General features: G+C 49.7%; 29 protein-coding genes and 2 pseudogenes. 19 read left to right on the top strand and 12 right to left on the bottom strand.

Going from position 1 to position 25,362, the window contains the following annotated elements; translation table 11 throughout:
- Positions 1-67: 67 nt before the first annotated feature.
- Positions 68-448, top strand: a complete 381-nt coding sequence (locus tag NST43_RS19950; protein WP_339218905.1) for a DUF3221 domain-containing protein — start codon at positions 68-70, stop codon at positions 446-448.
- 50 nt (positions 449-498) lie between these two features.
- On the opposite strand, the gene NST43_RS19945 is transcribed toward NST43_RS19950, so the two are convergent.
- Both NST43_RS19945 and NST43_RS19940 read right to left on the bottom strand, forming a co-directional pair.
- A complete protein-coding gene (locus tag NST43_RS19945) occupies positions 499-1,488 on the bottom strand; it encodes a zinc ribbon domain-containing protein (RefSeq protein ID WP_339225477.1) in 990 nt (329 codons plus the stop codon).
- Positions 1,465-1,620: pseudogene (locus tag NST43_RS19940) on the bottom strand (recombinase family protein); the annotation flags it as partial. The pseudogene NST43_RS19940 and the gene NST43_RS19945, both read right to left, overlap by 24 nt.
- Before the next feature lie 332 nt (positions 1,621-1,952).
- Between NST43_RS19940 and NST43_RS19935 the strand changes: the two are divergent.
- The 3 genes and pseudogenes from NST43_RS19935 (at position 1,953) to NST43_RS19925 (ending at position 4,444) form a co-directional block, all read left to right on the top strand.
- Positions 1,953-2,786 (top strand): SHOCT domain-containing protein, encoded by an 834-nt coding sequence (locus NST43_RS19935; RefSeq protein WP_339218903.1) that lies wholly within the window; start codon positions 1,953-1,955, stop codon positions 2,784-2,786.
- A gap of 264 nt (positions 2,787-3,050) precedes the next feature.
- Positions 3,051-3,194 (top strand): annotated as a pseudogene (locus NST43_RS19930) (sporulation initiation factor Spo0A C-terminal domain-containing protein); the annotation flags it as partial.
- A gap of 1,022 nt (positions 3,195-4,216) precedes the next feature.
- Positions 4,217-4,444, top strand: coding sequence for an NAD(P)-binding domain-containing protein (locus NST43_RS19925; protein WP_339218901.1), 228 nt, complete (start codon positions 4,217-4,219; stop codon positions 4,442-4,444).
- A gap of 292 nt (positions 4,445-4,736) precedes the next feature.
- Here NST43_RS19925 and NST43_RS19920 read toward each other — a convergent pair whose 3' ends face one another.
- The gene (locus NST43_RS19920) at positions 4,737-5,108 is read right to left on the bottom strand and encodes a hypothetical protein (protein ID WP_209984334.1); all 372 of its coding nucleotides are present in this window, start codon (positions 5,106-5,108) and stop codon (positions 4,737-4,739) included.
- Between the two features lie 270 nt (positions 5,109-5,378).
- Here NST43_RS19920 and NST43_RS19915 point away from each other — a divergent pair, with 270 nt between their 5' ends.
- Positions 5,379-6,038, top strand: coding sequence for a helix-turn-helix transcriptional regulator (locus NST43_RS19915; RefSeq protein WP_036698355.1), 660 nt, complete (start codon positions 5,379-5,381; stop codon positions 6,036-6,038).
- 119 nt (positions 6,039-6,157) lie between these two features.
- Positions 6,158-6,466 carry a hypothetical protein gene (locus tag NST43_RS19910; protein ID WP_036698353.1) on the top strand — a complete coding sequence of 103 codons (309 nt, stop codon included), beginning with the start codon at positions 6,158-6,160 and terminating at the stop codon, positions 6,464-6,466.
- 100 nt (positions 6,467-6,566) lie between these two features.
- On the opposite strand, the gene NST43_RS19905 is transcribed toward NST43_RS19910, so the two are convergent.
- The 3 genes from NST43_RS19905 to NST43_RS19895 all read right to left on the bottom strand — a co-directional run bounded on the left by NST43_RS19905 (position 6,567) and on the right by NST43_RS19895 (position 7,446).
- Positions 6,567-6,740 (bottom strand): sporulation histidine kinase inhibitor Sda, encoded by a 174-nt coding sequence (locus NST43_RS19905; protein WP_209984332.1) that lies wholly within the window; start codon positions 6,738-6,740, stop codon positions 6,567-6,569.
- Between the two features lie 229 nt (positions 6,741-6,969).
- Positions 6,970-7,305, bottom strand: coding sequence for a LytTR family DNA-binding domain-containing protein (locus NST43_RS19900; RefSeq protein WP_339218899.1), 336 nt, complete (start codon positions 7,303-7,305; stop codon positions 6,970-6,972).
- Between the two features lie 21 nt (positions 7,306-7,326).
- A complete protein-coding gene (locus tag NST43_RS19895) occupies positions 7,327-7,446 on the bottom strand; it encodes a cyclic lactone autoinducer peptide (RefSeq protein WP_339218898.1) in 120 nt (39 codons plus the stop codon).
- Positions 7,447-7,542: 96 nt separating this feature from the next.
- Here NST43_RS19895 and NST43_RS19890 point away from each other — a divergent pair, with 96 nt between their 5' ends.
- Positions 7,543-7,749 carry a hypothetical protein gene (locus NST43_RS19890; RefSeq protein ID WP_339218896.1) on the top strand — a complete coding sequence of 69 codons (207 nt, stop codon included), beginning with the start codon at positions 7,543-7,545 and terminating at the stop codon, positions 7,747-7,749.
- 201 nt (positions 7,750-7,950) lie between these two features.
- On the opposite strand, the gene NST43_RS19885 is transcribed toward NST43_RS19890, so the two are convergent.
- The gene (locus NST43_RS19885) at positions 7,951-8,616 is read right to left on the bottom strand and encodes a hypothetical protein (protein ID WP_339218894.1); all 666 of its coding nucleotides are present in this window, start codon (positions 8,614-8,616) and stop codon (positions 7,951-7,953) included.
- A gap of 137 nt (positions 8,617-8,753) precedes the next feature.
- Between NST43_RS19885 and NST43_RS19880 the strand changes: the two genes are divergently transcribed.
- On the top strand, positions 8,754-9,272 hold the full coding sequence (locus tag NST43_RS19880; protein ID WP_339218893.1) for a DinB family protein: 519 nt from the start codon (positions 8,754-8,756) through the stop codon (positions 9,270-9,272).
- An 11-nt stretch (positions 9,273-9,283) separates the two neighbouring features.
- Here the strand turns inward: NST43_RS19880 and NST43_RS19875 are convergent, their stop codons facing one another.
- Positions 9,284-9,433, bottom strand: a complete 150-nt coding sequence (locus NST43_RS19875; protein WP_339218892.1) for a hypothetical protein — start codon at positions 9,431-9,433, stop codon at positions 9,284-9,286.
- Between the two features lie 75 nt (positions 9,434-9,508).
- Positions 9,509-10,078 carry a thymidine kinase gene (locus NST43_RS19870; protein ID WP_209984314.1) on the bottom strand — a complete coding sequence of 190 codons (570 nt, stop codon included), beginning with the start codon at positions 10,076-10,078 and terminating at the stop codon, positions 9,509-9,511.
- A 185-nt stretch (positions 10,079-10,263) separates the two neighbouring features.
- On the opposite strand from NST43_RS19870, the gene NST43_RS19865 reads away from it, so the two are divergent.
- Genes NST43_RS19865 through NST43_RS19855 form a run of 3 tightly spaced genes read left to right on the top strand, consistent with a single transcriptional unit; the run spans position 10,264 to position 14,062 of the window.
- Positions 10,264-10,473, top strand: coding sequence for a hypothetical protein (locus tag NST43_RS19865; protein WP_339218891.1), 210 nt, complete (start codon positions 10,264-10,266; stop codon positions 10,471-10,473).
- A gap of 18 nt (positions 10,474-10,491) precedes the next feature.
- On the top strand, positions 10,492-12,234 hold the full coding sequence (locus NST43_RS19860; protein WP_339218890.1) for an ABC transporter ATP-binding protein: 1,743 nt from the start codon (positions 10,492-10,494) through the stop codon (positions 12,232-12,234).
- Complete coding sequence (locus NST43_RS19855) at positions 12,215-14,062, top strand: ABC transporter ATP-binding protein (RefSeq protein ID WP_339218889.1); 1,848 nt, start codon at positions 12,215-12,217, stop codon at positions 14,060-14,062. Before NST43_RS19860 ends, NST43_RS19855 begins: the two co-directional genes overlap by 20 nt.
- 917 nt (positions 14,063-14,979) lie before the next feature.
- Here NST43_RS19855 and NST43_RS19850 read toward each other — a convergent pair.
- On the bottom strand, positions 14,980-15,270 hold the full coding sequence (locus NST43_RS19850; protein ID WP_209984302.1) for a DUF2627 domain-containing protein: 291 nt from the start codon (positions 15,268-15,270) through the stop codon (positions 14,980-14,982).
- Between the two features lie 167 nt (positions 15,271-15,437).
- Between NST43_RS19850 and lpdA the strand changes: the two genes are divergently transcribed.
- The 5 genes from lpdA to lipB all read left to right on the top strand — a co-directional run bounded on the left by lpdA (position 15,438) and on the right by lipB (position 21,810).
- The gene (gene lpdA, locus NST43_RS19845; RefSeq protein WP_339218887.1) at positions 15,438-16,859 is read left to right on the top strand and encodes a dihydrolipoyl dehydrogenase; all 1,422 of its coding nucleotides are present in this window, start codon (positions 15,438-15,440) and stop codon (positions 16,857-16,859) included.
- 321 nt (positions 16,860-17,180) lie between these two features.
- Positions 17,181-18,212, top strand: coding sequence for a thiamine pyrophosphate-dependent dehydrogenase E1 component subunit alpha (locus NST43_RS19840; protein ID WP_209984285.1), 1,032 nt, complete (start codon positions 17,181-17,183; stop codon positions 18,210-18,212).
- A 3-nt stretch (positions 18,213-18,215) separates the two neighbouring features.
- Entirely contained in the window at positions 18,216-19,202 is a 987-nt protein-coding gene (locus NST43_RS19835; RefSeq protein ID WP_339218886.1) for an alpha-ketoacid dehydrogenase subunit beta, read from the top strand.
- 352 nt (positions 19,203-19,554) lie between these two features.
- Positions 19,555-21,018, top strand: coding sequence for a dihydrolipoamide acetyltransferase family protein (locus tag NST43_RS19830; RefSeq protein ID WP_339218884.1), 1,464 nt, complete (start codon positions 19,555-19,557; stop codon positions 21,016-21,018).
- Between the two features lie 60 nt (positions 21,019-21,078).
- Positions 21,079-21,810, top strand: coding sequence for a lipoyl(octanoyl) transferase LipB (gene lipB / locus NST43_RS19825; RefSeq protein WP_209985111.1), 732 nt, complete (start codon positions 21,079-21,081; stop codon positions 21,808-21,810).
- Here the strand turns inward: lipB and prli42 are convergent.
- The gene (gene prli42 / locus NST43_RS19820) at positions 21,807-21,908 is read right to left on the bottom strand and encodes a stressosome-associated protein Prli42 (RefSeq protein ID WP_143803916.1); all 102 of its coding nucleotides are present in this window, start codon (positions 21,906-21,908) and stop codon (positions 21,807-21,809) included. The two genes, lipB and prli42, sit on opposite strands and share 4 nt — an antisense overlap.
- A gap of 99 nt (positions 21,909-22,007) precedes the next feature.
- On the opposite strand from prli42, the gene NST43_RS19815 reads away from it, so the two are divergent.
- Positions 22,008-23,135, top strand: coding sequence for a M20/M25/M40 family metallo-hydrolase (locus tag NST43_RS19815; RefSeq protein WP_339218881.1), 1,128 nt, complete (start codon positions 22,008-22,010; stop codon positions 23,133-23,135).
- A gap of 167 nt (positions 23,136-23,302) precedes the next feature.
- Here NST43_RS19815 and NST43_RS19810 read toward each other — a convergent pair whose 3' ends face one another.
- Positions 23,303-23,476, bottom strand: coding sequence for a hypothetical protein (locus tag NST43_RS19810; RefSeq protein WP_209984276.1), 174 nt, complete (start codon positions 23,474-23,476; stop codon positions 23,303-23,305).
- A gap of 77 nt (positions 23,477-23,553) precedes the next feature.
- Here NST43_RS19810 and NST43_RS19805 point away from each other — a divergent pair, with 77 nt between their 5' ends.
- On the top strand, positions 23,554-24,126 hold the full coding sequence (locus NST43_RS19805) for an NUDIX hydrolase (protein ID WP_339218879.1): 573 nt from the start codon (positions 23,554-23,556) through the stop codon (positions 24,124-24,126).
- Positions 24,117-25,310, top strand: coding sequence for an endonuclease Q family protein (locus NST43_RS19800; RefSeq protein WP_339218877.1), 1,194 nt, complete (start codon positions 24,117-24,119; stop codon positions 25,308-25,310). Before NST43_RS19805 ends, NST43_RS19800 begins: the two co-directional genes overlap by 10 nt.
- Positions 25,311-25,362 lie beyond the last annotated feature (52 nt).

The following is a 25,362-nucleotide window of genomic DNA, read 5'->3' as shown; positions in this document are numbered from 1 at the left end:
TGCAACATCTTTTTGTAAATGAATGTCTATATATTTGTATCACAAATATATAGAAATGAGGGATTTTATGAAACTTAAATATTTTTTGTTATTAATATTGATTATACTTGTTGGTTGTAACGATGTAAAAATTAATGATGTATCAAACAGTGCTGGGGATGCAGATTCAATGAATAATTCTGGATGGGATATTAATGGTTACATTGTAGATACAAAAGAAAATTCAAAAAAACTTATTGTGTGGGGAGTTGAAAAGGAGGAAATAGAAAAATCAAATGTAGAGGAGATTATAAAAAAAGCTGATCCAAACGCAATGTGGGTTTCTACAAAAGATCTTTCTAATTCTACTTCATTAAAAATAGGAGATAAGGTCTTTGTTTGGGTAGATCAAGTGGATTCATCTTTTCCATCAAGTGGTAAAGCGACAAGGATCGAAATTGATCAATAATAAAAAAACCAAACTGATCACCATCAGTTTGGTTTTTAACTGTACTAAGTCTAAAGTGTTTTGTGGAATTTCTCTAAGTTCCATAGAAGTTCATCATCTGTCGGTTTTCTGCTTGCAATGTTTGCAAGTTCTTCAATTATATTTTCAGTTAATTCAAGGCTTTTACCACTTCCACTAGATTTTCCTAACTTTTTTAAACTCTCACTTAGTATCTCCTTTTCAGTTGTATCAAGGAAATTCCATTCAATATTAAGAGTGTGTTTGTCATGAATTGCTCCAGGAAAAATAGGTTCTCCATGGGTTTCGACAGTGATACTATGAACGATTTTTCTTAGAATACTATTTGTAAGATTCTCAACATCAACTTGTTCTAAGAATTTAGTAAACCTATTAAAGTTTGCTTGTAAAGCCTTAATTTCATTATCAATATATATAAGTTGTTTAAGCTTAGATTCTGCTTTGAATAATTGAGCATCTAATTTCTTTTTTTCAATTAAAAATTCATGTTCAGTTATTAATTCTCTCCCAACTGATTTTATTAGTCCATGTTTATCTATATTTATTTCTTCTATTTCTTCTTGGAGTTTTAACTTCTTCTTTTTAATATCCTTAGTATTATACTTTGTTCTTAAAATAGTATCGAGATAATATTTTCTCTTCCTAGGTGAATTACGATAATTTATTATCTCATTCTTTACAAACTCGATAAGATTTTTTTCGTGTTGGACATTTCTAAAATAGCATTTTGTTTTTCCATGAAGCTCGCTATTTCTACAAAACCAATAAGTATATGTGTTTATTCTATTGTTCTTCAGTTTGTTATTTATTACTCTTCTTCTAAGGCTGCCACCGCAATTTCCACATTTCAGTAAGTTGGAAAATAGATGTTTGTTGGAATGCCTGCTGTTTCCCCTAATTAAAGTCTTTTGAGAAGATTGTATAGTATTTCCATCATCATCTTCTACGATTACATTTTTATACTTAAAGTCACCAAACTGTTTTATACGCTTTGCTTTTTCAACCTGAGTAAGTTGAAATATCTCATCACTAACAATTCTTATGGATTCATCTTGTAATACTATTTGCTCTTCCAACGGAACTTTTTCAACAATATTACGATTAATATCAATCTTTTTAGTTCTATGTAAGCGTAATTCACCTGTATATACTGCATTTTTTAATACGAATACTTTTTACGACTTTTCCGAATATAATTTCTAGTGGCAAAGGAATAGTCTCCTTTTACCTTTATTATCCGAAAAGATTAATTGATCCATAGTCTGGTGTACTCGACAAAAAGGGTTATAATGGAATATAATTGCTTTATTCTAGTTTTAGAAGGGTTGTGAATGTTATTAATGTCATGAATTTCGTAAGGGAAACGGGTAAAGATCTTGATACATATTGTAATTCGTGTGGAAAAATGCACATTATCCCATCTAAATATTGCAATAAAAAAAACCTGAACACTTACGTCTACTGTTCCTGTGGAAATATAGGGAAGATGTTAGAAGGGAAAGAACCACAAAGTAAGACCAAAAGTACTGTGATTTTGTTGGTGGGATTTATTTTATCTGCTTTTTTATTTTTTCAAACTACTTTTTGGGGATGGACCATATTAATTATAGCCATAGTGTTATTCTTTGTCTCGTTGCCGACTGAAAATATTGTGTTAAAAGAAAAGAAAGAAAAGCTTTTCGAAAAATTTTATATGCATAAATCAAAATTAGAATCACCTGATAAATATTTTATTTCAAGCAATAATGATAGTGGAGTAATTATTGACATTGAGAACCAATCGATATGTTTAATGAATTCGGATCTGACATCTGGGCGTACATATAACGCAAATGACATTATAGAAGTTGAAATTATTGAGAATGGGAATTCCATATCAAAAACATCTAGAAGTAGTCAAGCTGGAGGAGTTTTAATAGGGGGACTTTTGGCTGGCGGCGTTGGAGCTGTGATAGGTGGATTGTCAGGGAAAAACATACAAAAAGATACGGTTACTTTAATTGATTTAAAAATTATCGTTAACGATTTAAAACATCCTGTAGTTAATATTAATTTTTTTAATTCATTAAAGAATAAGGAAGGGATTTTAAAGAGTTCTGAGTTGTACAAAAAAGTGAATAAACAAGTTAATGAATTTCACGGATTAATTAGTGTGTTAATTAAAAATGCGGATCAAGCTGATACGCATAAAACTCCCCCCCAAGTTAGTATTCCCATATTAATGGCAGGTGAATTGGAAAAGTTATTCGTATTACAAAAAGAAGGGGTGATTACTAAGGAAGAGTTCGAAATTCAAAAGAAAAAAATTATGATTAATTAGTATCTAAAAGAGCCAAGGATTACATCCTATGGCTCTTTTATTTTGAGGTGAGTTGGTCATATTATATGGATATGATGCCCCAGTCTGAATGAATGTGAACGCTGGAGCCTTTATGGTTGTCTGCTTTTCAATTTAAAATATTTAGTGGAATACTGGATTAAAAATATGAGATATGATAACCTGGTTGTGAAGTACAAAAGGCAATAAATGTTACAAATGAAACCCGATAAATAGTGATAATAGCTCATAAATTAAATCGGTTGTAAAGTCGCCTGGACCCGTGGCAATATCGACAGCATCTCCCACCTGTTCGGCTATACCATTAATATCTCCAAATCCAAGCCAACTAACTCAGAATTTATTGCCATAGTAGCCGACAAGCTGCGCATTGAGCATAAGGTGTCTTGAAAGGGTTAGGGGCTGGATACGTGAGGGTTAAGTAGTCTAGAGTCTGTAAATACCGGAATTCCATAACAATAAATACCGCTTGCTAATGGGAAATCGTATTCTCCAATAGCAAGCGGTATTTTGTTTCACTGAACCCATGCCGTTTGTATGCGAAAAAACGAATACAATGGGCAGGAATGGGGTGTGCGAGCCAGATGTATGCGAAAAAGCGAATACATTGTGCAGGTATAGAGGTGAGCAAGCAGGATGTATGCGAAAAACCGAATACAATGGGCAGGTTTGGAGGTGGGCGGGCTGATGTATGCGAAAAAGCGAATATAATGTGTACTACTGCGATGATGAATGGGCCTAATGCCTTCACAGCCCGTAACTATTGTAGAGGAATCCTGCAAGAAGAAGTTCAGCAATAACTGCCCGATAGAAGCGACCGATGCTGAAATATGCAACGTTAATGATGTAAACTTTAAGGGGAAAAGAGGGCCGGTGTTGTGTCGATTCCATGTCTTCAAGTCACTCCTTCATGGAGTGGCTTTTTTTAGTTTATAATGAAGGGATAAGCAAAGGAGGTGGGAGAAATCATAGCGCAGATTTTTCTAGGGATCTGGATGCTCACACAAGCGGCATGTCATTTTTTTAGACTTCATGTGTTTCTTCGGCAATCCGTTAGGGATAGCTTGAGTAAGAATGAGCGGGCCTCTTTCCAAAGAGGGATGGTCCTGCCCTATCTCATATTAGGGATGACTTTTATTGGAATGGGGATTGTTGAGTATAAGGGTTTCCTGTCCATGCCGCTTTTCCTGGGACTCTATATTATATTGTGTGCGGCGTCCTTGGCCGGGATATTGAGGAATAACAAAAAACACTTGGGTCATTACATGTGGTGAACAGCAGTCTTCCTATTTGTCCTCGTAGAGCCACGGGCTGGCGTACATGGCTTCCAAGCCTAATCCCAGAAAAAAATGGGCGGCCCAATTCAGGTAAGACTCACTAATGTGCGTATGTATAACGCCTGAACCATCCTCATGCACTTCAATCTGGTAGAGCAGAGTTACCAGGTTACGGTATGGAACCGCACCCCTGCAAGAGCAGATGCACTTATCCGTCGAGGGGCCCTTCACGCATCCAGTGCAGCTTCAGCCATAGCTGCCAGTCCGATCACGATCATCTGTGTAGCTGATTACAACGTGTCCACAAGCATCTTGGACCAGGAGTCCGTGAAGTCCGCTCTGGCCGCCCGTGTGCTCATTTAGCTCAGTTACGGGGAGTCCGCAGCAAGCCCGTGACCTTGAGGCGTGGGCTCGCTTCAAATGTCCATGACAAGCATTGAGCTGCTGACGCTGCAAGCACGTGAATCTGGCATCAATAACGAATTCCCCCGGTTCGCTGAAAATCTGTTCTAAAAGACCCTTCATGCTGGCTATGGGAGCGAGGAAGTCGCAGCTTTGGTTAAGGTATTACGCTAAAAATAATTCTGTAAAGGAAACCGACCAAGCAATTGCTTGGTCGGTTTTGTTATAAATATATGCTTGTATTTCATATATCTTAGTTAACGGACTGGTTGCCCAGACTGCTCAGGTAAGCATCGGCTTCTTGATATGTAGGGTAATGCACGGCGAATTTGCCGAACAGTCTTTTCATTTGCATTTTCCAGACCGGGGAATCTGCAACGTATACCCAGCCGCCTACCCCTGCTTCTATCGCGCGGTCACCGGTTGGGGCGAGCATTCCGGCTACTTCAGGGGATAGCACGGTTGGGGAACCTGTCACATCGGTTACTCCGGTAAAGCCCGGCTTCAGCTGCTTCAGGGCATTCTCGAAATCTGCTATGTAGGCGGGTACGTCACTCTCAGTCAGGCCGTAGGCTCTGACAATCACCTGGTTTTTTGCAATATTGACTTCCATTGTGTAAGACATGAACATTCCTCCAGTTGTGGTATTAAGTTTACATTAGGTTATATCGGATAAAATCGGAGTGTATTTGAGAGAATAAGGAAATCGAAACATTATGGCTCTCATTTATGGGAATTAAAACCATGTTTCAAGAATTAAATGGAAAATTCATCCTGTCAGGGGGCGGCTATCTGAAGAGTTTTACGCTTCTCATCTAAAGAATTTACATAAACAATTGTTATTATGAAACACAAATTGTTGTCTTGTGTTATGATATAGGTAGAGGTGGCTCTTATGAACGATTTCGATAATTACCCCGATGAGCTGGGGAATTTCATCCGGCACTTCAGGAAGGCCCGCGGGTTAACCCTCAGGGGGCTGGAAGAGAAGAGCGGCATCAGCTATTCACAGCTCAGCAAGATTGAACGGGGAGAGAGTATCCCGCTGAAGGATAACCTGGACAAGATCATTGAAGCACTCGGAGGGGATCTCAAGAACCGAATGTATCATTTGGCCGACTATATGCCTGATATTGAGTACATCAAGACGCTGAAGCAGGGCTACAAGCTGCCTAAGCATAATCAGTCCCAAGACTACATTTACGAGACGGCGTTCAACAAGCTGAAGGAATTCCGGGCGAAGGAAGACAAAGAAACGTCATATGTTTCCTTTGATTCTGAAGAGGTAATCGTTTATGAGACGGAATATGGGGCAGGAATGGTTATAGAGAAGATCGAGAAGTACAACCTGACCGATGTGCTGAACGATATATTCGAGGGGAGTCTGGATAGCCTCCGCAGGCAGCCGCGCCAGGGGCGCCAGGCGTACTTGTTCGGAGAATGGCTGCGTGAAGGCATCTATGAGCTGAAGGAAGAGGAACAGGACCAGGTTATTCAGGCCTTGAAGGAATTCACCCAGTTCAAAGTACAACAGATCAAGGGCGTGTACAAGTAAAGAAGGGCCCGGCATAGCGTGCTTCCAAAATGAATAATGTTGCCCTTTCTTGCAGCCATCTATTCATCTTGATCCATAAACAAACTACAAATGGTTAGACAGAAAAGGGGATAAGAAACATGAGAATCAATATGAAGTTCACCAGCAAAGGGAAAGCGGCCATCGAGAATTTCAATAACGAAGAGCTGCTGGAGATTTTTGCAAGATACATCAAGACACTTACCAAAAAATACGATATCGAAGTAGATGTGCCGCTTGAAGTGAATCAGAATATCGTTGCTGATGGAACAGTCATTGCCATGGCTCAGAACGTCAAATGTGATGCGGAGACCTTCTTCAAAGAGCTGGGACGCGATATCAAGGTTCCTCTGAAGAAGCGGCTTGGTGGTAAGCTGGAGAACGTATTCAAGACCGAAATTATCGAGTAGATAGAAGTCCGTTGCTCACCAAAAAACCATCCCCGCACAATGTGGAGGATGGTTTTTTGGCATCTGTGCAGGTATATCTTATGGATCAGAGCTTCGCATTCTAATGATGTTGGGTACCTGAAAGATTCCGCGTGGTGAGAACATTCCTGATAATCTGGATAAAATCCGGTGAAGCCTTGGCTTCCAGCGCCAATTCGTAGATGTTCATTAATTGTTCGTCAGACAATAGCTCAAGTGATGAGGGGCGCGGAGAAGGATGAAAGTAAGTTTCCATTGTATTCCTCCATCATAGTTGAGAGTAGGTGGGACAGATAATTAAGATTGAAATAAAATATCTCTATGTAAATGGTACCATATGGAAGAAAATCCGTCTGCTGTCATTCGCCCTCTGAATTCCTCTTTACATAAGATGGATATTATGTGATAATGATTGAATTTGAAGCTGTATAACAACTAAAAAAGCAGCGATCCTCTTATAAAAGGATCGCTGCTCTCTTTACATTCTATGACTGTGATTCTTTCTTCTGCGAAGCCAGAAATCTGCGGATACGTGTTTCATTGGATTCTGATACAGTAGCAAATTGTTCCCCTTGATTGAACAGAACAATCTTCCGTTCCGGATCATAACCGTCAATATTGCCAATGTTGACTACATTGCTGCGGTCAAGACGTTCAAAGCCCAGGCCTCCGTAAGCTGCATACAAATCGGAAAGAGTGGTAGGGAGAACAAATTCGCCTTCTTTCGTATGGACGAATATCGTATTCTTATGGTTAGAGAAATACAATATCTCCTCCTCCCGGATACTGCGGGAAGAGCCGTCGTTTAGTAAGACACGCATGTACTCCCCATCCTTGTGTAATTACTTACGTAATTCTTTTGGTACTTCCGGGCTGTGGAAAGCTGGCTTCATTATAGATATAAAGAAACGTGCAGAACCGGCAAGAACGGCTGAAGCTTGCTTTGCGATTGCTTTTTTCACTGTGTTCTCCTCCTTGTCCAAGGGATGACTGTTAGGGATTGAACCAGGAACCCCAACCCGACGACAGTTGATTGCAGAAAAAAATTAGTTAACACTATGACTATAGAAACCAACTTCAATAAAGGGTATATCGAAGTGGAGATTCTCGCATTCTTGTCCGGGTTCGGAGCGAAAGTAATGATTATGATTAAACTAAATACATTAGCAATCCACAGTGCTGAATTCGACAGGGTAACGAATGACGGCAAAGTAGTACTCAATAAAGTTGTGACAATATTACATGCCAAGGCTGTTTTTAGATGAAAACCGCCAGAACTGAGGCGTAGGATGCAGAAGCATAATAGAAAGGTCATACATTCTGCAAAACGACCTAGAAAAAGACCAATGATGGCTGAACTTACTACAATTAATAATGTATTCAATATAATGCCCAATGAGTATTCCATAACCTCAACGGAATGGGTCTCCTCAGGATTTGCATTTTTAATGCTGACGGCAATTCTATTAGCTATTGAATTCATTGTGCGTTCGATCCTTTTTGTATGAAAGATATAGATAAGCATAGAGCAGAACGGCATATATCATAGGGATCAGGAAGAAGTACTGGGAGTATCTTTGGGCTAAGATTAACATAACTATGACTATTAATAATGCAGGTGCACTAAGGATAAAAAGCTTGATTTCACGGAAATCTATGTTTACCTTATAGTTTTGCTTGTCTGGAACGAAGTCAAAGCCTTTTCGCCGTTTGCCGACACTATAAGCTATTATTATTGTAAGTCCTGCAGAAATCAGTTGAAGGAGATATACATTATCGGGTATAAAAGGGATAACTATAAAGTATACACCTGATAATTTTAATATGAAATAACTTGTGGATTGAACAAGCATATATGCTAAATAAGCCAATCCTGTCATTATGGCAGCGTAAAAGACATGAATTTTAAACAAAAGCCATAAAAAGCAGAAGGTCAACAGATATTGGAAGAATACATCAGTCAATACCATTTCATAATCATGACGGAGAACGAAAGATACAAATGCCATAAGGGAACCAGCAAATACTATTTCAATTAGATAAATATCGATCTTAAAAACCTTGAAAGCCAAATAAAACATTGCAGATGTTTCTAAGATAGAAAATACCATATAAAGCACAAAATCCAGCATGCGTACACTCCCGGGAAATAGGTTAACTAATCTGTAATCCTGGTGATATTATACATAATAGGCTAAGATACAACAACAGGTTTTGACACAATCCGGCAAATATTTCTTAAAAATTGGATTGGAGAGGGGTTTTTACCATGAATCAGCGTCCTGCGCAAGGAGAGTATACCGATTTTCAGTCCAGATATATTACACTGGTGCCGCCTGAAGGAGAACTGAGTGTCATTCTAAGAGAGCAGACTCAGCAGGTGCTGGCTCTGCTCGGCGGGCTGACGGAGGAGCAAGGGGCCTACCGCTATGCCCCCGGGAAGTGGAGTATCAAGGAAATGCTGGGGCATCTGATAGATAATGACCGCATTATGTCTTACCGCTTGCTGTGTTTTGCGAGGGGGGAGCAGGCGCCGCTGCCGGGCTATGAGGAGAATGATTATGCGGCTGCAGGGGCGTTCGACCGCTTCACGCTGCAGGCGATGATTGCGCACTACCGGATCGTCCGCGAGTCCACCTTGGCGCTGGTAGACAGTCTGGCGGATGATGATTATATCCGCACGGGCAGCGCCAATGGCAATGCGATGTCGGTTAGAGCGCAGATTGCTCTGATCATTGGACATGAGTTGCATCATCTGCGGGTTCTTCATGAACGTTATCTGAACTAGTCAAAAGCCGCCTAGCGGCAGCAGGCATCCCGCACCGCTCCCGGATTAACGGCGGGATGAGGGCGGTCACTCAGCGTGCTAACTTTGGCGGGAAGACTGCGATGCAGCATGATTTGTTCGTCCGCATGGAGGATGAGCATCGGGCGCTTCAAGCGGTTCAATAGACTGGCAAACAAAAAACGCATTCTGGCCTGATCAGGGCTGGAGTGCGTTTTAATGTTCTATTTTAGGGTATTTTACAATGGGGGATTCTTGTGGCATTTACGGCAGACCGGGTAATAGGCTTCGTTGCCGCCGATCTGGATCTGTTTGCCGCTGTATACCGGCTTGCCGTTCTCGACCCGCAGTGCCATGGTGGCTTTCCGTGCGCAGAACCAGCAGATGGTCTTCATTTCTTCAATCTTGTCGGCGTAGATTAGCATATATTTGCTGCCTTCGAACAGGTTGTTCTGGAAATCATTTTTGAGGCCGAAGGCCATCACGGGAATGTCAAGCTCATCCACAATGCGCACCAGTTGCAGGATGCACTCCTTGCTCAGGAACTGGCACTCGTCGATCAGTACACAATGCGGCTTCGGCAGACTGCTGCTGACAATGCTGTAGATATCGGTCTGCTCATCGATAGGAATGGCCTGCTTGCGCAGTCCGATCCGGGAGGAGATGTACCCGATTTCGTCCCGGTCGTCAAGGGATGGAGTGAACAGGAGCACCGACTTGCCTTGCTCTTCATAATTATGTGCAACCTTGAGAATCTCAATGGATTTGCCGCTATTCATAGCTCCATACCTGAAAAATAACTGTGCCATCGTCCATCTATCCTTTCGCTGTTCAGTTTAGCTGAGTATTCATCCGAAAAATGCGACCTTACTAGAGTATCATACTCGGGGCCGGGGTAGCCAGTGCAAACATTGCTTCCACCCGGGATGTGCTATAATAAACGCAATTGTGTCTTCAGCAGGAGAATATAGGGAACAGAAGGGAAGTAAGTCAGGTGACAGAGAAATTGGAGCAATACAAGGAACGGGTCAATGTGCTGAAGGAGAAGGGGGAGCTTACCCCTGATGCGGAGATTTTACTGGAAGAAATGCTGGCCGAGCTCACCGAGCTGAACCGCAGCAACAAGGCACTGCGCCGGGTCATTTTGAAGTCGGGACAAGGCTCTGCAATGTCTACCCGCCTGCGGGATGCGCTCTACGAATAAGCAAATGGGGTATCTTCGATGAAGCTAATGTTGACTTTTCTTAAAAAATACCGTGTCGCCGCCATTGCCGCGCTGGTCATGATGCTGATTGAGCTGGCCGTAGAGCTGTCGCAACCGCTGCTGATCTCCAAAATCATTGATGACGGTATCCGGCAACAGGACACGGCGGTCGTCTGGCTGTGGGGCGGTGTGCTGGTGGGGAGTGCCGCTGTGGCGTTTCTGGCGGGAATACTCAGCTCCTTTTTTGCGTCGCATGCAAGTCAGGGGTTCGCGTTCGACCTGCGTGACAAGCTGTATGAAAAGGTACAGTCGTTCTCTTACGATATATTCAGCCGCTTCCCTACCTCATCCCTGATCACCCGCCTTACGGGCGATGTAACACAAATTCAGGATACGATATTCATGGGGCTGCGGTTCATGACCCGTATTCCGCTGGTTGTGGTAGGGAGCGTGATTATGGCGCTTGTTGTACATATCAAGCTGGGGCTGTTGTTGACGGTGACCCTGCCGTTTTTGGTGATTTTCATGATCTGGCTGATGCGCAGAGCGTCCGATCTGTTCCGTAATGTGCAGACGAGGCTTGACGGTGTGAATGGTGTTATTCAAGAGAATCTGACCGGAATCCGGCTGATCCGTGTATTTGTGCGGATGGGCCATGAGATCGGCCGGTTCGCAACGTTCAGCGGAGAGCTGATGAGATCGACTATTGCGGCGCTGCGGCTCACCGAGACCTCGACACCGTTCATTATGATCATTGTCAATGCGGGGATTCTGGCCGTGCTATGGTTCGGACGGATTGAGATTTCCACAGGCGATGCAACGCTGGGGCAGACGGTTGCCGTCATTAATTACTCGTTGCGCACGATGGGAGCGCTATCAGCTCTGTCCTGGATCATGGTAAGCTTCTCCCGCGCACGGGCTTCATCCGGACGGATTGCTGAAGTGATGGCGGCAAGTGAGGGCACGGGCGAGCTGGGCATGGCTTCTGGAAAAGGTCTTGCGCCGGCTGTTCAAGGCAAGGTTGAATTCCAGCAGGTCAGCTTCAATTATCCGGGCAGTGATATTAAGGTGCTGGAGGACGTCTCCTTCACGGTGCAGCCGGGGGAACGTGTGGCGATTATGGGCGCGACCGGCTCAGGTAAATCTTCTCTGGTGACGCTGATTCCCCGGCTCTATGAATGCGGCAGCGGGAGTATCCTGGTGGACGGACAGAAGCATACGGAGATGGATATGCAGACCTTACGGGGCTCGATTGGCTATGTACCTCAGGAGGTACTGCTATTCACCGGCTCGATCCGGGAGAATATAGCCTGGGGAAATGCAGCGGCGAGTCAGGCAGAGATTGAGCAGGCAGCGGCGGCAGCACAGATTCATGAGACGGTTGCAGCGCTGCCGAAGGGCTACGATACTGCCCTCGGGCAACGCGGAGTCAATCTGTCGGGCGGGCAGAAGCAGCGTCTGAGCATTGCACGGGCGCTGGTGCGCAGACCGGCGATTCTGATTCTGGATGACAGCACCAGTGCGCTTGATGCGGTGACGGAGGGGCTTTTACTGGCGGAGCTGAAGAAGTTATCCTGCACGACCTTCCTGATCACACAGAAAATCAGCTCAACCGCCTCGGCGGATCTGATTCTGCTGCTGGACGAAGGCCGGCTGATTGCGCAGGGGACCCATTCTGAATTAATGGACCAATCCGCGCTGTACCGCAAAATCTATGAGTCGCAGACAGGGGAGGGGCAGCATGTTCAAAGCACTTATTGAGCCGTTCCGCTATCCTAAGCTGGATGTTGGGCACGGCGAAGCCAAGATCTTCGGGGCGATGGGCAGCCGGAAGCCGAAGACGAAGGCCAAGAACTGGTCGGGCACATTAGGACGCATATGGACTTATCTCGCAGAGCGCCGGACAAAGCTGATCTTAGTACTGTTCATGGTTCTGCTAAGCTCAGCCTTGTCGCTCCTTGGACCCTACCTGATCAGCCGGGCGGTGGACGATTATCTGGGCGGGGAGGGCGGCAGAACCTGGGGCATTTTCCTGCTGATACTGGCTCTGGTCTATCTGCTCAACTCACTGGTCTCCTGGCTGCAAAATATCTGGATGATCGAAGTGGCCCAGGAGACGGTCTACCGGATGCGGACAGATCTGTTCTCGCACCTGCACCGCCTGCCGATCTCTTTCTTCAACCGCAGGCAGCAGGGAGAGATTATGAGCCGTCTGACCAATGATATCGAGAATATCAGCTCTACGCTGAACAGCTCGGCGATTCAGATCTTTTCCAGTATCCTGACGCTGGTGGGAACGGTTGGTGTGATGCTGTGGCTCAGTCCGCTGCTGACGCTGCTGACCTTCATTGTGGTGCCGCTGATGATGCTGGGCATGCGCTGGATTACCCGCCGGACCGGCCCGCTGTTCAAGGAGCGGCAGCGCAACATGGGGGAGCTGAACGGGTTCATCGAAGAGACCTTGTCCGGGCAGCGGATTATCAAAGCCTTCTCGCAGGAGGAACGGGTGATTACCGGCTTCAGAGAGCGCAATACACGGATTATGCTGTCGGGGTATTGGGCTCAAGCGATTTCGGGCTTCATTCCCAAGCTGATGAATGGTCTGAACAACCTGAGCTTTGCCATCGTGGCCGGAGTCGGGGGGCTGCTTGCGATCCGCGGACTGGTGACGGTGGGGATTATTATCGCTTTTGCCGAATATGCCCGCCAGTTCACCCGCCCGCTGAATGATCTGGCGAACCAGTGGAACACCCTGCTGTCGGCCATCGCTGGTGCAGAGCGTGTCTTCGAGGTGCTGGATGAGGAGACGGAGGCCCGGGATGAAGGCGCGGCGGTGAAGCTTGCGCATGTTGAGGGCGCTGTGAAGTTCTCGGAGGTTTCCTTCTCCTATGACGGGGGTGCGGATACGCTGCAGGATATTTCGTTTGAAGCGAAGCCTGGGGAGATGATTGCGCTGGTCGGACCTACTGGTGCTGGAAAAACGACGCTAATCGGCCTGCTGTCCCGCTTCTACGATCCAAGCCGGGGCAGCATTACGCTGGACGGGCGGGAGCTGTCAACGGTCACACGCGAGAGTCTGCGCAGCCATATGGCCTTTGTCCTGCAGGACTCCTTCCTGTTCAAAGGTACGATCCGCGATAATATCCGCTACGGCCGGCTGGATGCAACCGATGAAGAGGTGGAGGCCGCCGCGAAGCTGGCCAATGCCCATGCCTTCATCATGAGACTCCAGGACGGCTACGACCGGATGCTGTCTGTGGACGGCAGCGGTATCAGTCAGGGACAGAAGCAATTGCTGGCTATTGCCCGGGCAATTCTCGCGAATCCGTCCATGCTTGTGTTGGATGAGGCGACGAGCAGCATCGATACGGTGACCGAGATCAAGATTCAGGAAGGGCTCCAGGCGCTGATGCGCGGCCGGACCAGCTTCGTGATCGCCCACCGGCTGGGCACGATCCGCGCAGCCGACCGCATTCTGGTGCTTGAGGGCGGACGCCTGCTTCAGCAGGGCTCGCATGAGGAGCTGCTCCGGCAGGGCGGCCTCTACAGCGATCTGGTGCGGGGGAGTAAAGAAGCGGCTGAGGCATGAGTGAGAAATAAGTGAGAAATAAGTGAGACATAAGTGAGTCATGGCTGAGGCATGGGTGAGACATGGGTGAGTCATAGCTGAGGCATAAGTGAGGGTAAGGGTAAGTGCGTAAGGCGGCAAGTGAGGTAAGTGTGGCAAGTGTGGCAAGTACGGTAAGTGTTGTTGTAAGTGAGAAGAAGCGGGGTAGTGCTCACACTGGTGCATACGGTGAATGGGATGCAGAAGCTGCGGCGCATGATTTATAAGGTAACTGTATTTTGTGCAATAGACATCTGATTTTTCAGCGGGAAATTGCATTCTATTGTATTTGGTACATTAGATTTTGATGATTTAGGGTGAAAAGTGGGTTTTGCCTGAATTCTGCTGTACGAAGTGCAATAGCCTCTGAATTTTGCCTGATATTACTCATTTCTGTTGTACATTGTGCAATTGTGCTGTTGGTAAGCTCTAATATAGTACCGCATACTGTGAATCGTATCTCGTAATCTCACGGATAGATGTATTCCGTACAACTAAGATCGGGCACATTAGTCTTTATACGCAAAGTAGTGATTTATAAGTGTACGAAGTGCAGCTATACCTCTCCATGGGCCGAAATCGAGCATTATAGTTGTACAAACTACACTTAGCGCTTGGGTCACAGGCTCGTAACGCAATGAGTGTTAGACTCACAGCGCATGAGCGATAGATTCGTAGTGCCTGAGTGATGGACTCGTAACCCTAGACTCTTAGCCTTTGAGCGGCAGACTCATAGCGCACTCTCACAGAGTACATCGTTTAGTTCACGCGGCGTCTGGTGTGAATCGGGAGTCCTCCAGTTAAATGTTCGATAGCTAACAACAAGGGGATGCCTCGCAGCCGTTTCAATGATGGCTGGAGGCATCCCCTGCTTCTATATGTTATGAACAAAAATAGGCTTAGGACGGGGGCTGCTCGGCTTTCTGTTTCTCTCTGAAGCGGGGGCCCACATAGTTCTTTTTGCGGTCACGGGTCAGAATCCAGCCGCCGAGGAAGGACATTCCTGCCAGGAATAAGAGCAGTCCGCCGCCGAAATGCAGCCAGGCGAAATCCGGCACGGCAGTATCGTCGCCATGCATGGAGATATAGTTGAACAGATCATCTTTCATCATCAGGAAGCCCGTCATCGCCAGGAGGCCGGGGATCACCAGAATAAGGATGGCAATGAAGCGTGAAATCAGCAGTTTCATCACAGTCGCTCCTCTTCGCAGCCGTTTGAATTCACCCATATGATAACGCTTTAGCCTGCAAAAGTCCATGAATACATGACGTTTGTATGTTTTGAATTACTCCCGAAAGAGAGTACAATATAAGAGATTGGACTGAATTCAAGAGGAATGACTGGAGGATACATATCATGACAATGACCTGTGATGTAGCGATACTTGGCGGTGGCACCGGCGGTTATGTGGCAGCGATCCGCGCTGCGCAGCTGGGCAAATCTGTTATCGTTATTGAAATGGACAAGCTGGGCGGAACCTGTCTGCACCGCGGCTGTATTCCCAGCAAATCACTGCTGCGCAGTGCAGAGGTATTGGCTGAAATCAACGAGAGCGAAAGCTACGGTATAGAGACTACGGGCACCAAGCTAGTGTTCCCCAAAGTGCAGCAGCGCAAGGAAGCGGTAGTGGAGCAGCTTCATCAGGGGGTGCAGTATCTGATGCGCAAGCACAAGATTCAGGTGCTGAAGGGCAAAGGCCGGATCATCGGGCCTTCGATTTTCTCCCCGCGAAGCGGCGCAGTGGCGGTGGAACTGGAAAATGGTGAGATGGAGACCGTGGTCTCTACGAATCTCATCATCGCTACCGGTTCGCGTCCCCGCGTTCTGCCGGGTCTTACGCCGGACGGCAAGGTGATTCTGAGCAGTGAAGAAGCGCTGACGCTTGAGGAGCTGCCGGCCTCAATAATTATTGTGGGCGGCGGGGTAATCGGAGTGGAGTGGGCGTCTATGCTGGCTGATTTCGGAGTACAGGTGACTGTCGTTGAGGCTGCCGGACAGCTTTTGCCGCAGGAGGATGAAGAGGTGGCCCGCGAGCTGCTGCTCCTGCTGAAGAAACGTGGAGTCCGGGTGCTCACCGGAACAACGGTAGATGCAGAGACCTGCACGGTGTCAGAGACTGGGATTACGATTGAAGCCCGCAAGGGGGAACAGAGCCAGAGTCTGTCGGCTGACAAACTGCTCGTATCCGTGGGGCGCGTAGCGAATATTGAGAATCTCGGACTTGAAAATACAGATATCCGCTTCGACACAGGTGTCATTGCGGTAAATGCTAATATGCAGACGGGTGAACCGCATATCTACGCGATTGGCGATTGTATCGGCGGACTGCAGCTGGCTCATGCTGCCAGCCATGAAGGCATCCGTGCCGTTAACCATCTGGCCGGTGAAGCACTCCATCCATATGAAGCCCATTTGATTCCCCGCTGTGTCTATACACGGCCGGAAGTCGCCAGTGTCGGTTACACGGAGAAGGAAGCGAAGGAGCTCGGCCGCGAGACGGTAACCGGCAAGTTCCCGTTCTCCGCCATCGGCAAAGCCATTGTCTACGGCATGAAGGACGGCTTCGTGAAGGTGGTAGCTGATGCGAAGAACGGGGATATCCTCGGTGTGCAGATGATCGGTCCGCATGTGACCGATCTGATCGGCGAAGCGGCACTGGCGCAGATCCTGGATGCTACACCTTGGGAAGTCGGAGAGGCTGTTCATGCCCATCCTACCTTGTCTGAAATTATCGGGGAAGCGATGCTGGCGGTGGATGGAAGAGCTATCGGATACTAGGATGTGATAAAGAGGTTATACAGTTAGCCGGAAGGAGCTGAAGGCGCGTGAAGCGCCTAAATGACTCTATACCGGCTATATTAGGTCCCTGCCAAGCAGTTGAGCCGGCCTTCACCCTAAAGACTCCGCGTGGTGGGGTGATTTTGGCTTTTCTTTTTGGAGGGAAAGGGATTATAATGAATTTAGTACCTGGTTATAGGATCAGGGCAAAGCAAGGCTGAGTCATAGCTTAACACACCAGGTGAACACTTCCGAGCCGGCAGACAGTTGCGGACCCGGAACGCATGAACGCCAACCAAACTTTTAGGAGGTACCTCTTATATGGAATCCCAAGGTACTGTAGACACCGTTAACAGACATAAGCAGCTTGGACTCACAGACGGCCAGGTTATTGATATGTACAGATTCATGCAGCTCGGACGGAAATATGATGAGCGCAGTCTGCTGTTGCAGCGTGCGGGGAAGATCAATTTCCATGTATCCGGCATCGGGCAGGAAGCGGCGCAGGTCGCGGCTGCATTTGCGCTGGACCGGGAGAACGACTTTTTCCTTCCGTATTACCGGGACTATGCGTTTGTTCTCTCGGTAGGAATGACCACGCGAGAGCTGATGCTGTCCGTATTCGCCAAGGCGGAGGACCCCAACAGCGGCGGCCGGCAAATGCCAGGCCACTTCGGCAGCAAGCGCCTGCGGATTGTAACGGGCTCAAGCCCGGTCACGACCCAGGTCCCTCATGCAGCAGGCTTCGCGCTTGCGGCGAAGATGCAGAAGAAGAAGTTCGTCTCCTTTGTCACCTTTGGGGAAGGCTCCAGTAACCAGGGAGATTTCCATGAAGCCTGTAACTTTGCGGGTGTGAATAAGCTGCCTGTCATTATATTTTGCCAGAATAACCAGTATGCGATCTCCATCCCGGCTCATAAACAGCTTGGCGGCAAGGTCAGCGACCGTGCGCTGGGGTATGGCTTCCCCGGTATCCGGGTGGACGGCAATGATCCGCTTGAGGTCTACCGTGTAGTGAAGGAAGCCCGGGAGCGTGCGGTTGCCGGAGAGGGGCCGACCTTGATTGAAGCGATGATGTACCGTCTCTCGCCGCATTCCACTTCGGATAATGATCTGGCTTACCGGACCCAGGAAGAAGTCGATGCGAACTGGAAAAAAGACGGCATCGCCGCGTTCCGCACGTATCTCACCGGACTCGGTCTGTGGAGTGACGAGCAGGAGCGTGATCTGGCTGCCGAATATAATCTTGAATTGAAAGAGGCCATAACCTACGCGGAGAATGCACCGTTCCCGAAACCGGAAGATACGCTGCTGCATGTGTACGATGAATCCGGCCTTAAGGGAGGAGCTTAAGCCATGGCGATGATGGAATATATTGATGCAATCCGGCTGGCAATGAAGGAAGAGATGGAGCGCGATGAGTCGGTATTCGTGCTGGGTGAGGATGTCGGCGTGAAGGGCGGTGTGTTCACAACCACCAAAGGCTTGCAGGAGCAGTTCGGAGCAGAGCGGGTGCTGGATACGCCGCTTGCGGAATCTGCCATTGCAGGGGTGGCCATCGGCGCTGCGATGTACGGCATGAAGCCGATTGCCGAGATGCAGTACTCGGATTTCATGCTGCCCGCAACCAACCAAATTATCAGCGAAGCAGCCAAAATCCGCTACCGTTCCAATAATGACTGGAGCTGTCCGATTGTCATCCGCGCGCCGATCGGCGGCGGAATCTTCGGCGGACTGTATCATTCCCAGTGTCCTGAATCCATCTTCTTCGGTACACCGGGACTTAAGATTGTGGCCCCTTATTCGGCGGCTGATGCGAAGGGACTGCTCAAAGCCGCTGTCCGTGATCCAGACCCGGTGCTGTTCTTCGAGAACAAGAAATGCTACAAGCTGATCAAAGGCGATGTGCCGGAAGGCGACTACACCGTGCCGATTGGTGAAGCGAATCTACTGCGTGAGGGCAGCGATATTACGGTGATCGGGTATAGTTTGCCGCTGCATTTTGCGATGCAGGCAGCGGAGGAGCTGGAGAAGGAGCATGGCGTTACCGCGCATATCCTGGATCTGCGCACACTCCAGCCGCTGGACCGCGAGGCGATTATTGCCGCTGTCCGGCAGACCGGCAAGGTGCTGATTGTCCATGAGGACAACAAGACCGGAGGCATCGGCGCTGAAGTGGCGGCGATCATCGCCGAGCACTGTCTGTTCGACCTCGATGCCCCAATCTTCCGCCTTTGCGGACCCGATGTCCCGGCGATGCCAATCTCACCGCCGATGGAGAAATTCTTCCTGCTCAGCAAGGATAAGGTCAAGGCTGAGATGCTGCGTCTGGCGCAGTATTAAGTCATTAGTTCATCCTCCCTGGACACCGCGACCCGGCAGGAATGTTGCATAATGTGCAACTTAAGATACGAAATAAATAGTGGGCTAGGCAGAATGCTGCAGGAAATACAACAAAATATCCGCTTTGCCGCCTGTATGAAGAGGAATGCTGCATTTCGTGCAACATTTTTAATTTTGGGCAGATTTTTATGAGCGAATGTTGCATTAAGTGCAGGATTTCATGGCTGGATCTCCAATTGGGCCATAAAATCGGTAAAATCCGCTTACAAACTTTAGGTGTATGCTTCCGAAGACAGTTGTGTACAAAGTTCTTCAGGGTGCTTGTGCTTACAAAACATTAAGGAGTGACATTATGTCTGACAATACAACGCTGACGGATGTAATCATGCCGCAGCTGGCCGAATCGCTGGTATCGGCGACCATCGGGAAATGGCTGAAGCAGCCGGGAGATTCGATAGAGCAATACGAGCCGATCTGCGAGCTGATCACGGATAAGGTGAACGCAGAGCTGCCTGCAACGGTAGACGGTACACTGGTCGAGTTACTGGCGGAAGAGGGCCAGACGGTCAGCGTCGGCGAAATCATCGCCCGCATCGCTGTGGCCGGCTCCGCTGCGGCCCCGTCACCGGCAGCTTCCGGTGACGCCCCTACACCTGCCGCTGCCCCGCCTGCGTCATCCGGCACCGCCCCGCAGGCGGCTCACGCCGCCGCGCGGCCGCCAGTGCCCGCTGCGGCTTATGACGCCGCAGCTCCAATGCGGGCCCGTTACTCTCCGGCTGTGCAGTCGCTGGCCGCCGAGCACGGCATCAACCTGGCGGCCGTGCCGGGCACCGGCCTGGGCGGACGTATCACACGCAAGGATGTGCTCACGTTCCTGGAGAGCGGCGCCGCAGCCGTTCAGCCTCCGGCCTCCGCCGCAGCCACTGCTGCTGCGCAGGCCCCAGCCGTTCAGCCTCCGGTCTCCGCCGCTGTCCCTGCTGCTGCGCAGGCCCCCGCCGTGCAGACGCCTGTATTCCAGCCGGTTCAGGATGAATTTCAGCCGGTCCGCAACTCCGGCCTGCACTTAAGCGAATCGCCGAAGATTCCGACGATTGAGATCGAAGGCGGACGGGGCAGCAGCTCGGAATATCTGATCGATGTGACGCCGATTCGCAACACGATTGCAACCCGGATGCGCCAGAGCGTCTCGGAGATTCCGCATGCCTGGACGATGATCGAGGTCGATGTGACCAATCTGGTGGTGCTGCGCAACAAGCTGAAGGATGAGTTCAAGCGCAAGGAAGGGATTAACCTGACCTATCTCGCTTTTCTGATGAAGGCTGTGGTCAGTGCGATCAAGGATTACCCGATCATGAACTCCGTCTGGGCCGTTGACAAAATCATTGTCAAACGCGACATCAACATCTCGCTGGCCGTAGGCACAGAGGATTCGGTCATGACGCCAGTCATCAAAAAAGCCGATCAGAAGAATGTCGCCGGGCTGGCCCGCGAGATCGACGAACTGGCACTCAAGACACGTGAGGGCAAGCTGCGCCTGGACGATATGCAGGGCGGCACGTTCACGGTGAACAACACCGGCTCGTTCGGCTCGATTCTGTCTTATCCGATCATCAACTATCCGCAGGCGGCGATTCTGACTTTTGAATCCATTGTCAAAAAGCCTGTCGTCATCAATGATATGATTGCCGTACGTTCGATGGCGAATATCTGCCTGTCGCTGGATCACCGGATTCTGGACGGAGTCATCAGCGGACGGTTCCTGCAGCGCGTGAAGGATAATGTGGAAGGCTACACCCCGGAGACGAAGCTCTACTAAGTAAGGCGGCTGCGGACCCCTAGGACAGGGAGAATGAGAAGCAAAGGGGAACTTACGATCATGGAGAATTTGAACCTAAGCAAACTTACAGTTACCATTCTTCCGCTGATGGAGTACGGGGCGGCCTGGGAGCTGCAAAAGGAAGCGGTGCATGCGATTGACGCGGGCACTGCTTCCGAGCAGCTGATTCTTTTGCAGCATCCGCCCACGTACACCATCGGTTCGCAGAATCATCCGGAGCATCTGCTCCTCAGCGGGGAACAACTCAGGCAGCAGGGAATTGCGCTGTTTGAGATTGACCGCGGGGGAGATATTACATATCATGGGCCCGGCCAGCTGGTCGGGTACCCGCTTTTGAAGCTGGGCGAGAACGGCAAGGTTGATCTGCACGGCTATCTGCGCAGGCTGGAGTCGGTTATTATTGCGTACCTGGAGGCCTATGGAATTACGGGAACCCGCAAGCAGGGGTATACCGGGGTGTGGGTCGGTGATGAGAAAATCTGTGCAATCGGTGTAAAATTCAACAAGTGTAAATTCCGCAGGGGGTTTGTCACCAGCCATGGTTTCGCCTTCAACGTATCGGCCGGAATCGGGCAAAGCGGCTTCACAGGGATTATCCCCTGCGGTATTGCGGAATACGGAGTGACCTCGCTTGAGGAATGCACGGGACGCGCTTTTGACATCGGGACGGTTGCTGAAGAGCTGGTGCCGCATTTCCTGGAGCAGTTTCCGTATAGCCAAACAGCGCCCGGGGAATCCGGACGCTGTTACTTAAGTGCTAAGCGTGATTAACCGGCCAAAAAAGGTTCGATGACGAACAGCACCGTAGAGGCGATCATAGCGAACAGCATGATGTAGATGATAATGCGAAACCATTTTTGTCGTTGCATGAGTGACTCCTTTGAGATTAGTTTAAGTTATGAGCATAAGCCCACAATTGAACGCAGTACAACCATTGTAACGTATCTGAGAAAGAGAGGGAAGTCCATATGATATCACAAGACCGATTGATCCATGAGTTCATGGAACTTGTCCAGATTGACAGTGAGACCCGGAATGAACGGCAGATTGCCGATGTGCTTAAGGAGAAGTTCGGCAGCCTGGGCCTTACCGCGACAGAAGATGACTCTCAGGAGAGAACGGGACACGGAGCTGGCAACCTGTTCGTGACCTGGCCTGCGGACAGCGGAGTGAGCGCGCCGAAGCTGCTGTTCACCTGCCATATGGATACCGTAGTGCCCGGCCAGAAGATCAAGCCTACCCTGGGGGAAGACGGCTGGATTCGAAGCGATGGCAGCACGATTCTTGGAGCGGATGATAAAGCGGGACTGGCTGCCTTATTCGAAGCAATCCGGGTTATTCAGGAGCAGAAGCTGCCGCACGGGCAGATTCAGTTCGTGATTACGGCAGGCGAAGAGTCCGGGCTGATGGGCGCACGCGCGATGGACCCGGCACATCTGGATGCAGACATGGGCTTCGCGCTGGATTCCAACGGTGAAGTGGGAGCCATCGCTATTGCAGCACCCGCACAGGCAAAGGTAACGATGCAGATCTTCGGCAAATCCGCCCATGCAGGCGTGAACCCGGAGGATGGCATCAGCGCCATTCAGGTAGCGAGCAAAGCGATTTCGGCCATGAAGCTTGGACGGATCGACAAGGAGACCACAGCGAATATCGGCAAGTTTGCCGGCGGCGGACCGACGAATGTGGTCTGCGATCATGTGCAGCTGGATGCGGAGGCCCGCAGTATTGTGCAGGAGAAGGTAGAGAAGCAGATTGCCTCCATGCGGGAGGCGCTGGAGACTACCGCGCGCGACCACGGCGCGCAGAGTGAATTCCGCAGCGAGATTATCTATCCGGCGTTCAGCTTTAATGGGAATGATCCGGTTGTTCAATTGGCTGACCGGGCGATCACTTCGCTGGGTCTGACTACCCGGCTGTTCGCCTCCGGCGGCGGCAGTGATGCCAATGTGTTCAACGGCCTGAACGTTCCGGTTGTGAATCTGGCGGTTGGCTACGAGGATATCCACACCACGCAGGAGCGGATCAAGGCCGCAGACATCGTCAAGGTGGCCAGCCTGGTCGTTGCCATTGTGGCCGAGAGCCAGAAGGGCTAAGCCGATAAGAGGCTTTGCAGGAATCCGGCCAGGCCAAGGCTTTTGCTAAGGCGGTCTGCTGCCGCTTATGAATAACATTAAAGGAGCTGCTTCCGGGATGAACCGGGAGACAGCTCCTTCTTATACCCTCGAATATAATGGACGCCCACCGGAAGAATGAAGCGGCATTATCCAGCCTTGGAAGCTTTGATCCGCGAATCTGCCTGGAGCAGCAGGATGTAAGCCAGGGGCATATCGCGCCCGTATTGCTTCATCCACCCGGCCATTACGGCCATAATCTGTTCCGGTTTACCTACCATTGTAACTGCGGATGAGCTTGCTTGGACAAGGATGTCATTCATGCCTGCATTCCTTCTTTCTTCTTAAGTTTGCTATAATACACCCTATGCATAACGATGCCAAAGGAGACCACAAATCTATGAAAAAAGATGAAATAAACCGCAACCCCGCATTGGATGAAGAAACATTGTCAACAAAGCCGATTTTTGCAGGCCACATTATTTCGCTTCAGGTGGATACTGTGAGACTGCCGGACGGCAACACCGCAACCCGGGAAGTCGTGAAGCACCCTGGAGCTGTAGCCGTGCTGGCCTTGAATCAGGGTAAAATGCTGGTCGTGGAGCAGTACCGTCAGCCGATGCACCGTACCGAGGTGGAGATTCCCGCAGGCAAGCTGGACCCGGGCGAAGATCCGCTGGCGGCTGCGGGCCGTGAGCTTCAGGAGGAGACCGGATTTCACAGCGGGAGGCTGAAGCTTCTGAAGTCGTTCTACACCTCTCCCGGCTTCGCCGACGAGATCATTCACCTCTATGTGACCGAGGATGCCCAGCCGGGAGAGATGGCGCTGGATGAGGATGAATTCCTGGAGGTCTCCGAGCTTACGCTTGAGGAAGCCTACCAGTACATTGCGGACGGACGTATCGCCGATGCCAAGACGATGATGGCGGTCTATGCCTGGCATCTGTACACGCTGACAGGCCAATGGCACTAGCGGCGGAACTCAGCAGCGTCTACTGCGATCTGCATGTGCATATCGGACGGACTTCGGAGGGCCAGGCGGTCAAAATCAGCGGCAGCCGTGACCTCACCTTCGCCGGCATTGCCAAGGAAGCGGCGGAGCGCAAGGGGATTGGCCTGATCGGCATCATCGACAGCCATTCCCCGGGGGTGCTGCGGGATATTCATGCTGCGCTTGATTCCGGGGAGATGACGATAGCAGAAGGCGGCGGAATTGCCTACAGGGGGACAACGATCCTCCTGGGGACCGAGATCGAGATCCGTGAGCCTGGGCGGCGGGAGTGCCATGTCCTGGCCTTCATGCCGGACGTCGGGACGATGGAGGATTTCAGCACCTGGATGAGCGCCCATATGCGCAATGTGAACCTCAGCTCCCAGCGCCTGTACGCCCCTTCCAGGGTGCTTCAGGACGAGATTACCGGGCGGGGCGGGCTGCTGATCCCGGCACATATTTTCACGCCTCATAAGGGGCTCTATGGCTGTGCGGCCGAGCGGATGGCTGAGTTATTCGATCTGGAACGTATCGCTGCTGTGGAACTGGGCCTCAGTGCGGATTCAGAGATGGCAGGGTATATCTCGGAGCTTGACCGTTACAGCTTCCTGACCAATTCCGATGCCCATTCCCTCGGCAAAATCGGCCGCGAGTACAATGTCATCGAGATGCGAGAGCCCTCCTTCGAGGAGCTGAAGCTGGCGCTCCAGCGCTCGGAAGGACGCAGGGTCAGCGCCAACTTCGGGCTGAATCCCCGGCTGGGCAAATATCACCGGACCTACTGCGGCGGCTGCGGCAGCATCATCGATGAAGCCTACAGCACCTCGGAGCGCTGCCCGTATTGCGGCAGTCCGAAGCTGGTCCAGGGTGTGCTGGACCGTATTCTGCAGATTGCCGACCGTTCGCTGCCGCAGGTACCGGATTACCGGCCTCCGTACCAATACCAGGTGCCGCTGGAGTTCATTCCAGGCCTTGGCAAGCGTAAGCTGAACCTGCTGCTGGAGGCTTTTGGCACAGAGATGAACATTCTGCACCGGGCTGCGGAAGCCGAGCTTGCCGCTGTAGCGGGGGCAGAGCTGGCGGGGCTGATCGTGCTGGCCCGCAGCGGGCGGCTCGTTCTCTCTTCAGGAGGCGGAGGCACCTACGGCAAGGTACTCAAAAGCTAAGGACAAGTCATAGATCAGGACATTCCCTCATATGGTGTAACATGTGACCGGA

Origin of the sequence: Paenibacillus sp. FSL H8-0332 (assembly GCF_037963835.1) — a bacterium.
GTDB classification, from domain to species: Bacteria; Bacillota; Bacilli; order Paenibacillales; family Paenibacillaceae; genus Paenibacillus_AQ; species Paenibacillus_AQ rhizoplanae.
Note: the sequence above shows the minus strand (reverse complement) of the source record. Positions and strands in the feature narration are given on the sequence as shown.

What these genes read in the sequence shown, in the direction of transcription:
- NST43_RS19860 (WP_339218890.1), top strand. Translation starts at nt 10,492, where the DNA reads ATGAAGCTAATGTTGACTTTTCTTAAAAAATACCGTGTCGCCGCCATT.
- NST43_RS19950 (WP_339218905.1), top strand. Translation starts at nt 68, where the DNA reads ATGAAACTTAAATATTTTTTGTTATTAATATTGATTATACTTGTTGGT.
- NST43_RS19815 (WP_339218881.1), top strand. Translation starts at nt 22,008, where the DNA reads ATGATATCACAAGACCGATTGATCCATGAGTTCATGGAACTTGTCCAG.
- NST43_RS19835 (WP_339218886.1), top strand. Translation starts at nt 18,216, where the DNA reads ATGGCGATGATGGAATATATTGATGCAATCCGGCTGGCAATGAAGGAA.
- NST43_RS19840 (WP_209984285.1), top strand. Translation starts at nt 17,181, where the DNA reads ATGGAATCCCAAGGTACTGTAGACACCGTTAACAGACATAAGCAGCTT.
- NST43_RS19880 (WP_339218893.1), top strand. Translation starts at nt 8,754, where the DNA reads ATGAATCAGCGTCCTGCGCAAGGAGAGTATACCGATTTTCAGTCCAGA.
- NST43_RS19920 (WP_209984334.1), bottom strand. Translation starts at nt 5,108, where the DNA reads ATGTCTTACACAATGGAAGTCAATATTGCAAAAAACCAGGTGATTGTC.
- prli42 (WP_143803916.1), bottom strand. Translation starts at nt 21,908, where the DNA reads ATGCAACGACAAAAATGGTTTCGCATTATCATCTACATCATGCTGTTC.
- lpdA (WP_339218887.1), top strand. Translation starts at nt 15,438, where the DNA reads ATGACAATGACCTGTGATGTAGCGATACTTGGCGGTGGCACCGGCGGT.
- NST43_RS19910 (WP_036698353.1), top strand. Translation starts at nt 6,158, where the DNA reads ATGAGAATCAATATGAAGTTCACCAGCAAAGGGAAAGCGGCCATCGAG.
- NST43_RS19905 (WP_209984332.1), bottom strand. Translation starts at nt 6,740, where the DNA reads ATGGAAACTTACTTTCATCCTTCTCCGCGCCCCTCATCACTTGAGCTA.
- NST43_RS19915 (WP_036698355.1), top strand. Translation starts at nt 5,379, where the DNA reads ATGAACGATTTCGATAATTACCCCGATGAGCTGGGGAATTTCATCCGG.
- NST43_RS19935 (WP_339218903.1), top strand. Translation starts at nt 1,953, where the DNA reads ATGTTAGAAGGGAAAGAACCACAAAGTAAGACCAAAAGTACTGTGATT.
- NST43_RS19810 (WP_209984276.1), bottom strand. Translation starts at nt 23,476, where the DNA reads ATGAATGACATCCTTGTCCAAGCAAGCTCATCCGCAGTTACAATGGTA.
- NST43_RS19890 (WP_339218896.1), top strand. Translation starts at nt 7,543, where the DNA reads ATGACTATAGAAACCAACTTCAATAAAGGGTATATCGAAGTGGAGATT.
- NST43_RS19870 (WP_209984314.1), bottom strand. Translation starts at nt 10,078, where the DNA reads ATGGCACAGTTATTTTTCAGGTATGGAGCTATGAATAGCGGCAAATCC.
- NST43_RS19925 (WP_339218901.1), top strand. Translation starts at nt 4,217, where the DNA reads ATGCACTTCAATCTGGTAGAGCAGAGTTACCAGGTTACGGTATGGAAC.
- NST43_RS19885 (WP_339218894.1), bottom strand. Translation starts at nt 8,616, where the DNA reads ATGCTGGATTTTGTGCTTTATATGGTATTTTCTATCTTAGAAACATCT.
- NST43_RS19855 (WP_339218889.1), top strand. Translation starts at nt 12,215, where the DNA reads ATGTTCAAAGCACTTATTGAGCCGTTCCGCTATCCTAAGCTGGATGTT.
- NST43_RS19805 (WP_339218879.1), top strand. Translation starts at nt 23,554, where the DNA reads ATGAAAAAAGATGAAATAAACCGCAACCCCGCATTGGATGAAGAAACA.
- NST43_RS19900 (WP_339218899.1), bottom strand. Translation starts at nt 7,305, where the DNA reads ATGCGTGTCTTACTAAACGACGGCTCTTCCCGCAGTATCCGGGAGGAG.
- lipB (WP_209985111.1), top strand. Translation starts at nt 21,079, where the DNA reads ATGGAGAATTTGAACCTAAGCAAACTTACAGTTACCATTCTTCCGCTG.
- NST43_RS19850 (WP_209984302.1), bottom strand. Translation starts at nt 15,270, where the DNA reads ATGAAACTGCTGATTTCACGCTTCATTGCCATCCTTATTCTGGTGATC.
- NST43_RS19830 (WP_339218884.1), top strand. Translation starts at nt 19,555, where the DNA reads ATGTCTGACAATACAACGCTGACGGATGTAATCATGCCGCAGCTGGCC.
- NST43_RS19800 (WP_339218877.1), top strand. Translation starts at nt 24,117, where the DNA reads ATGGCACTAGCGGCGGAACTCAGCAGCGTCTACTGCGATCTGCATGTG.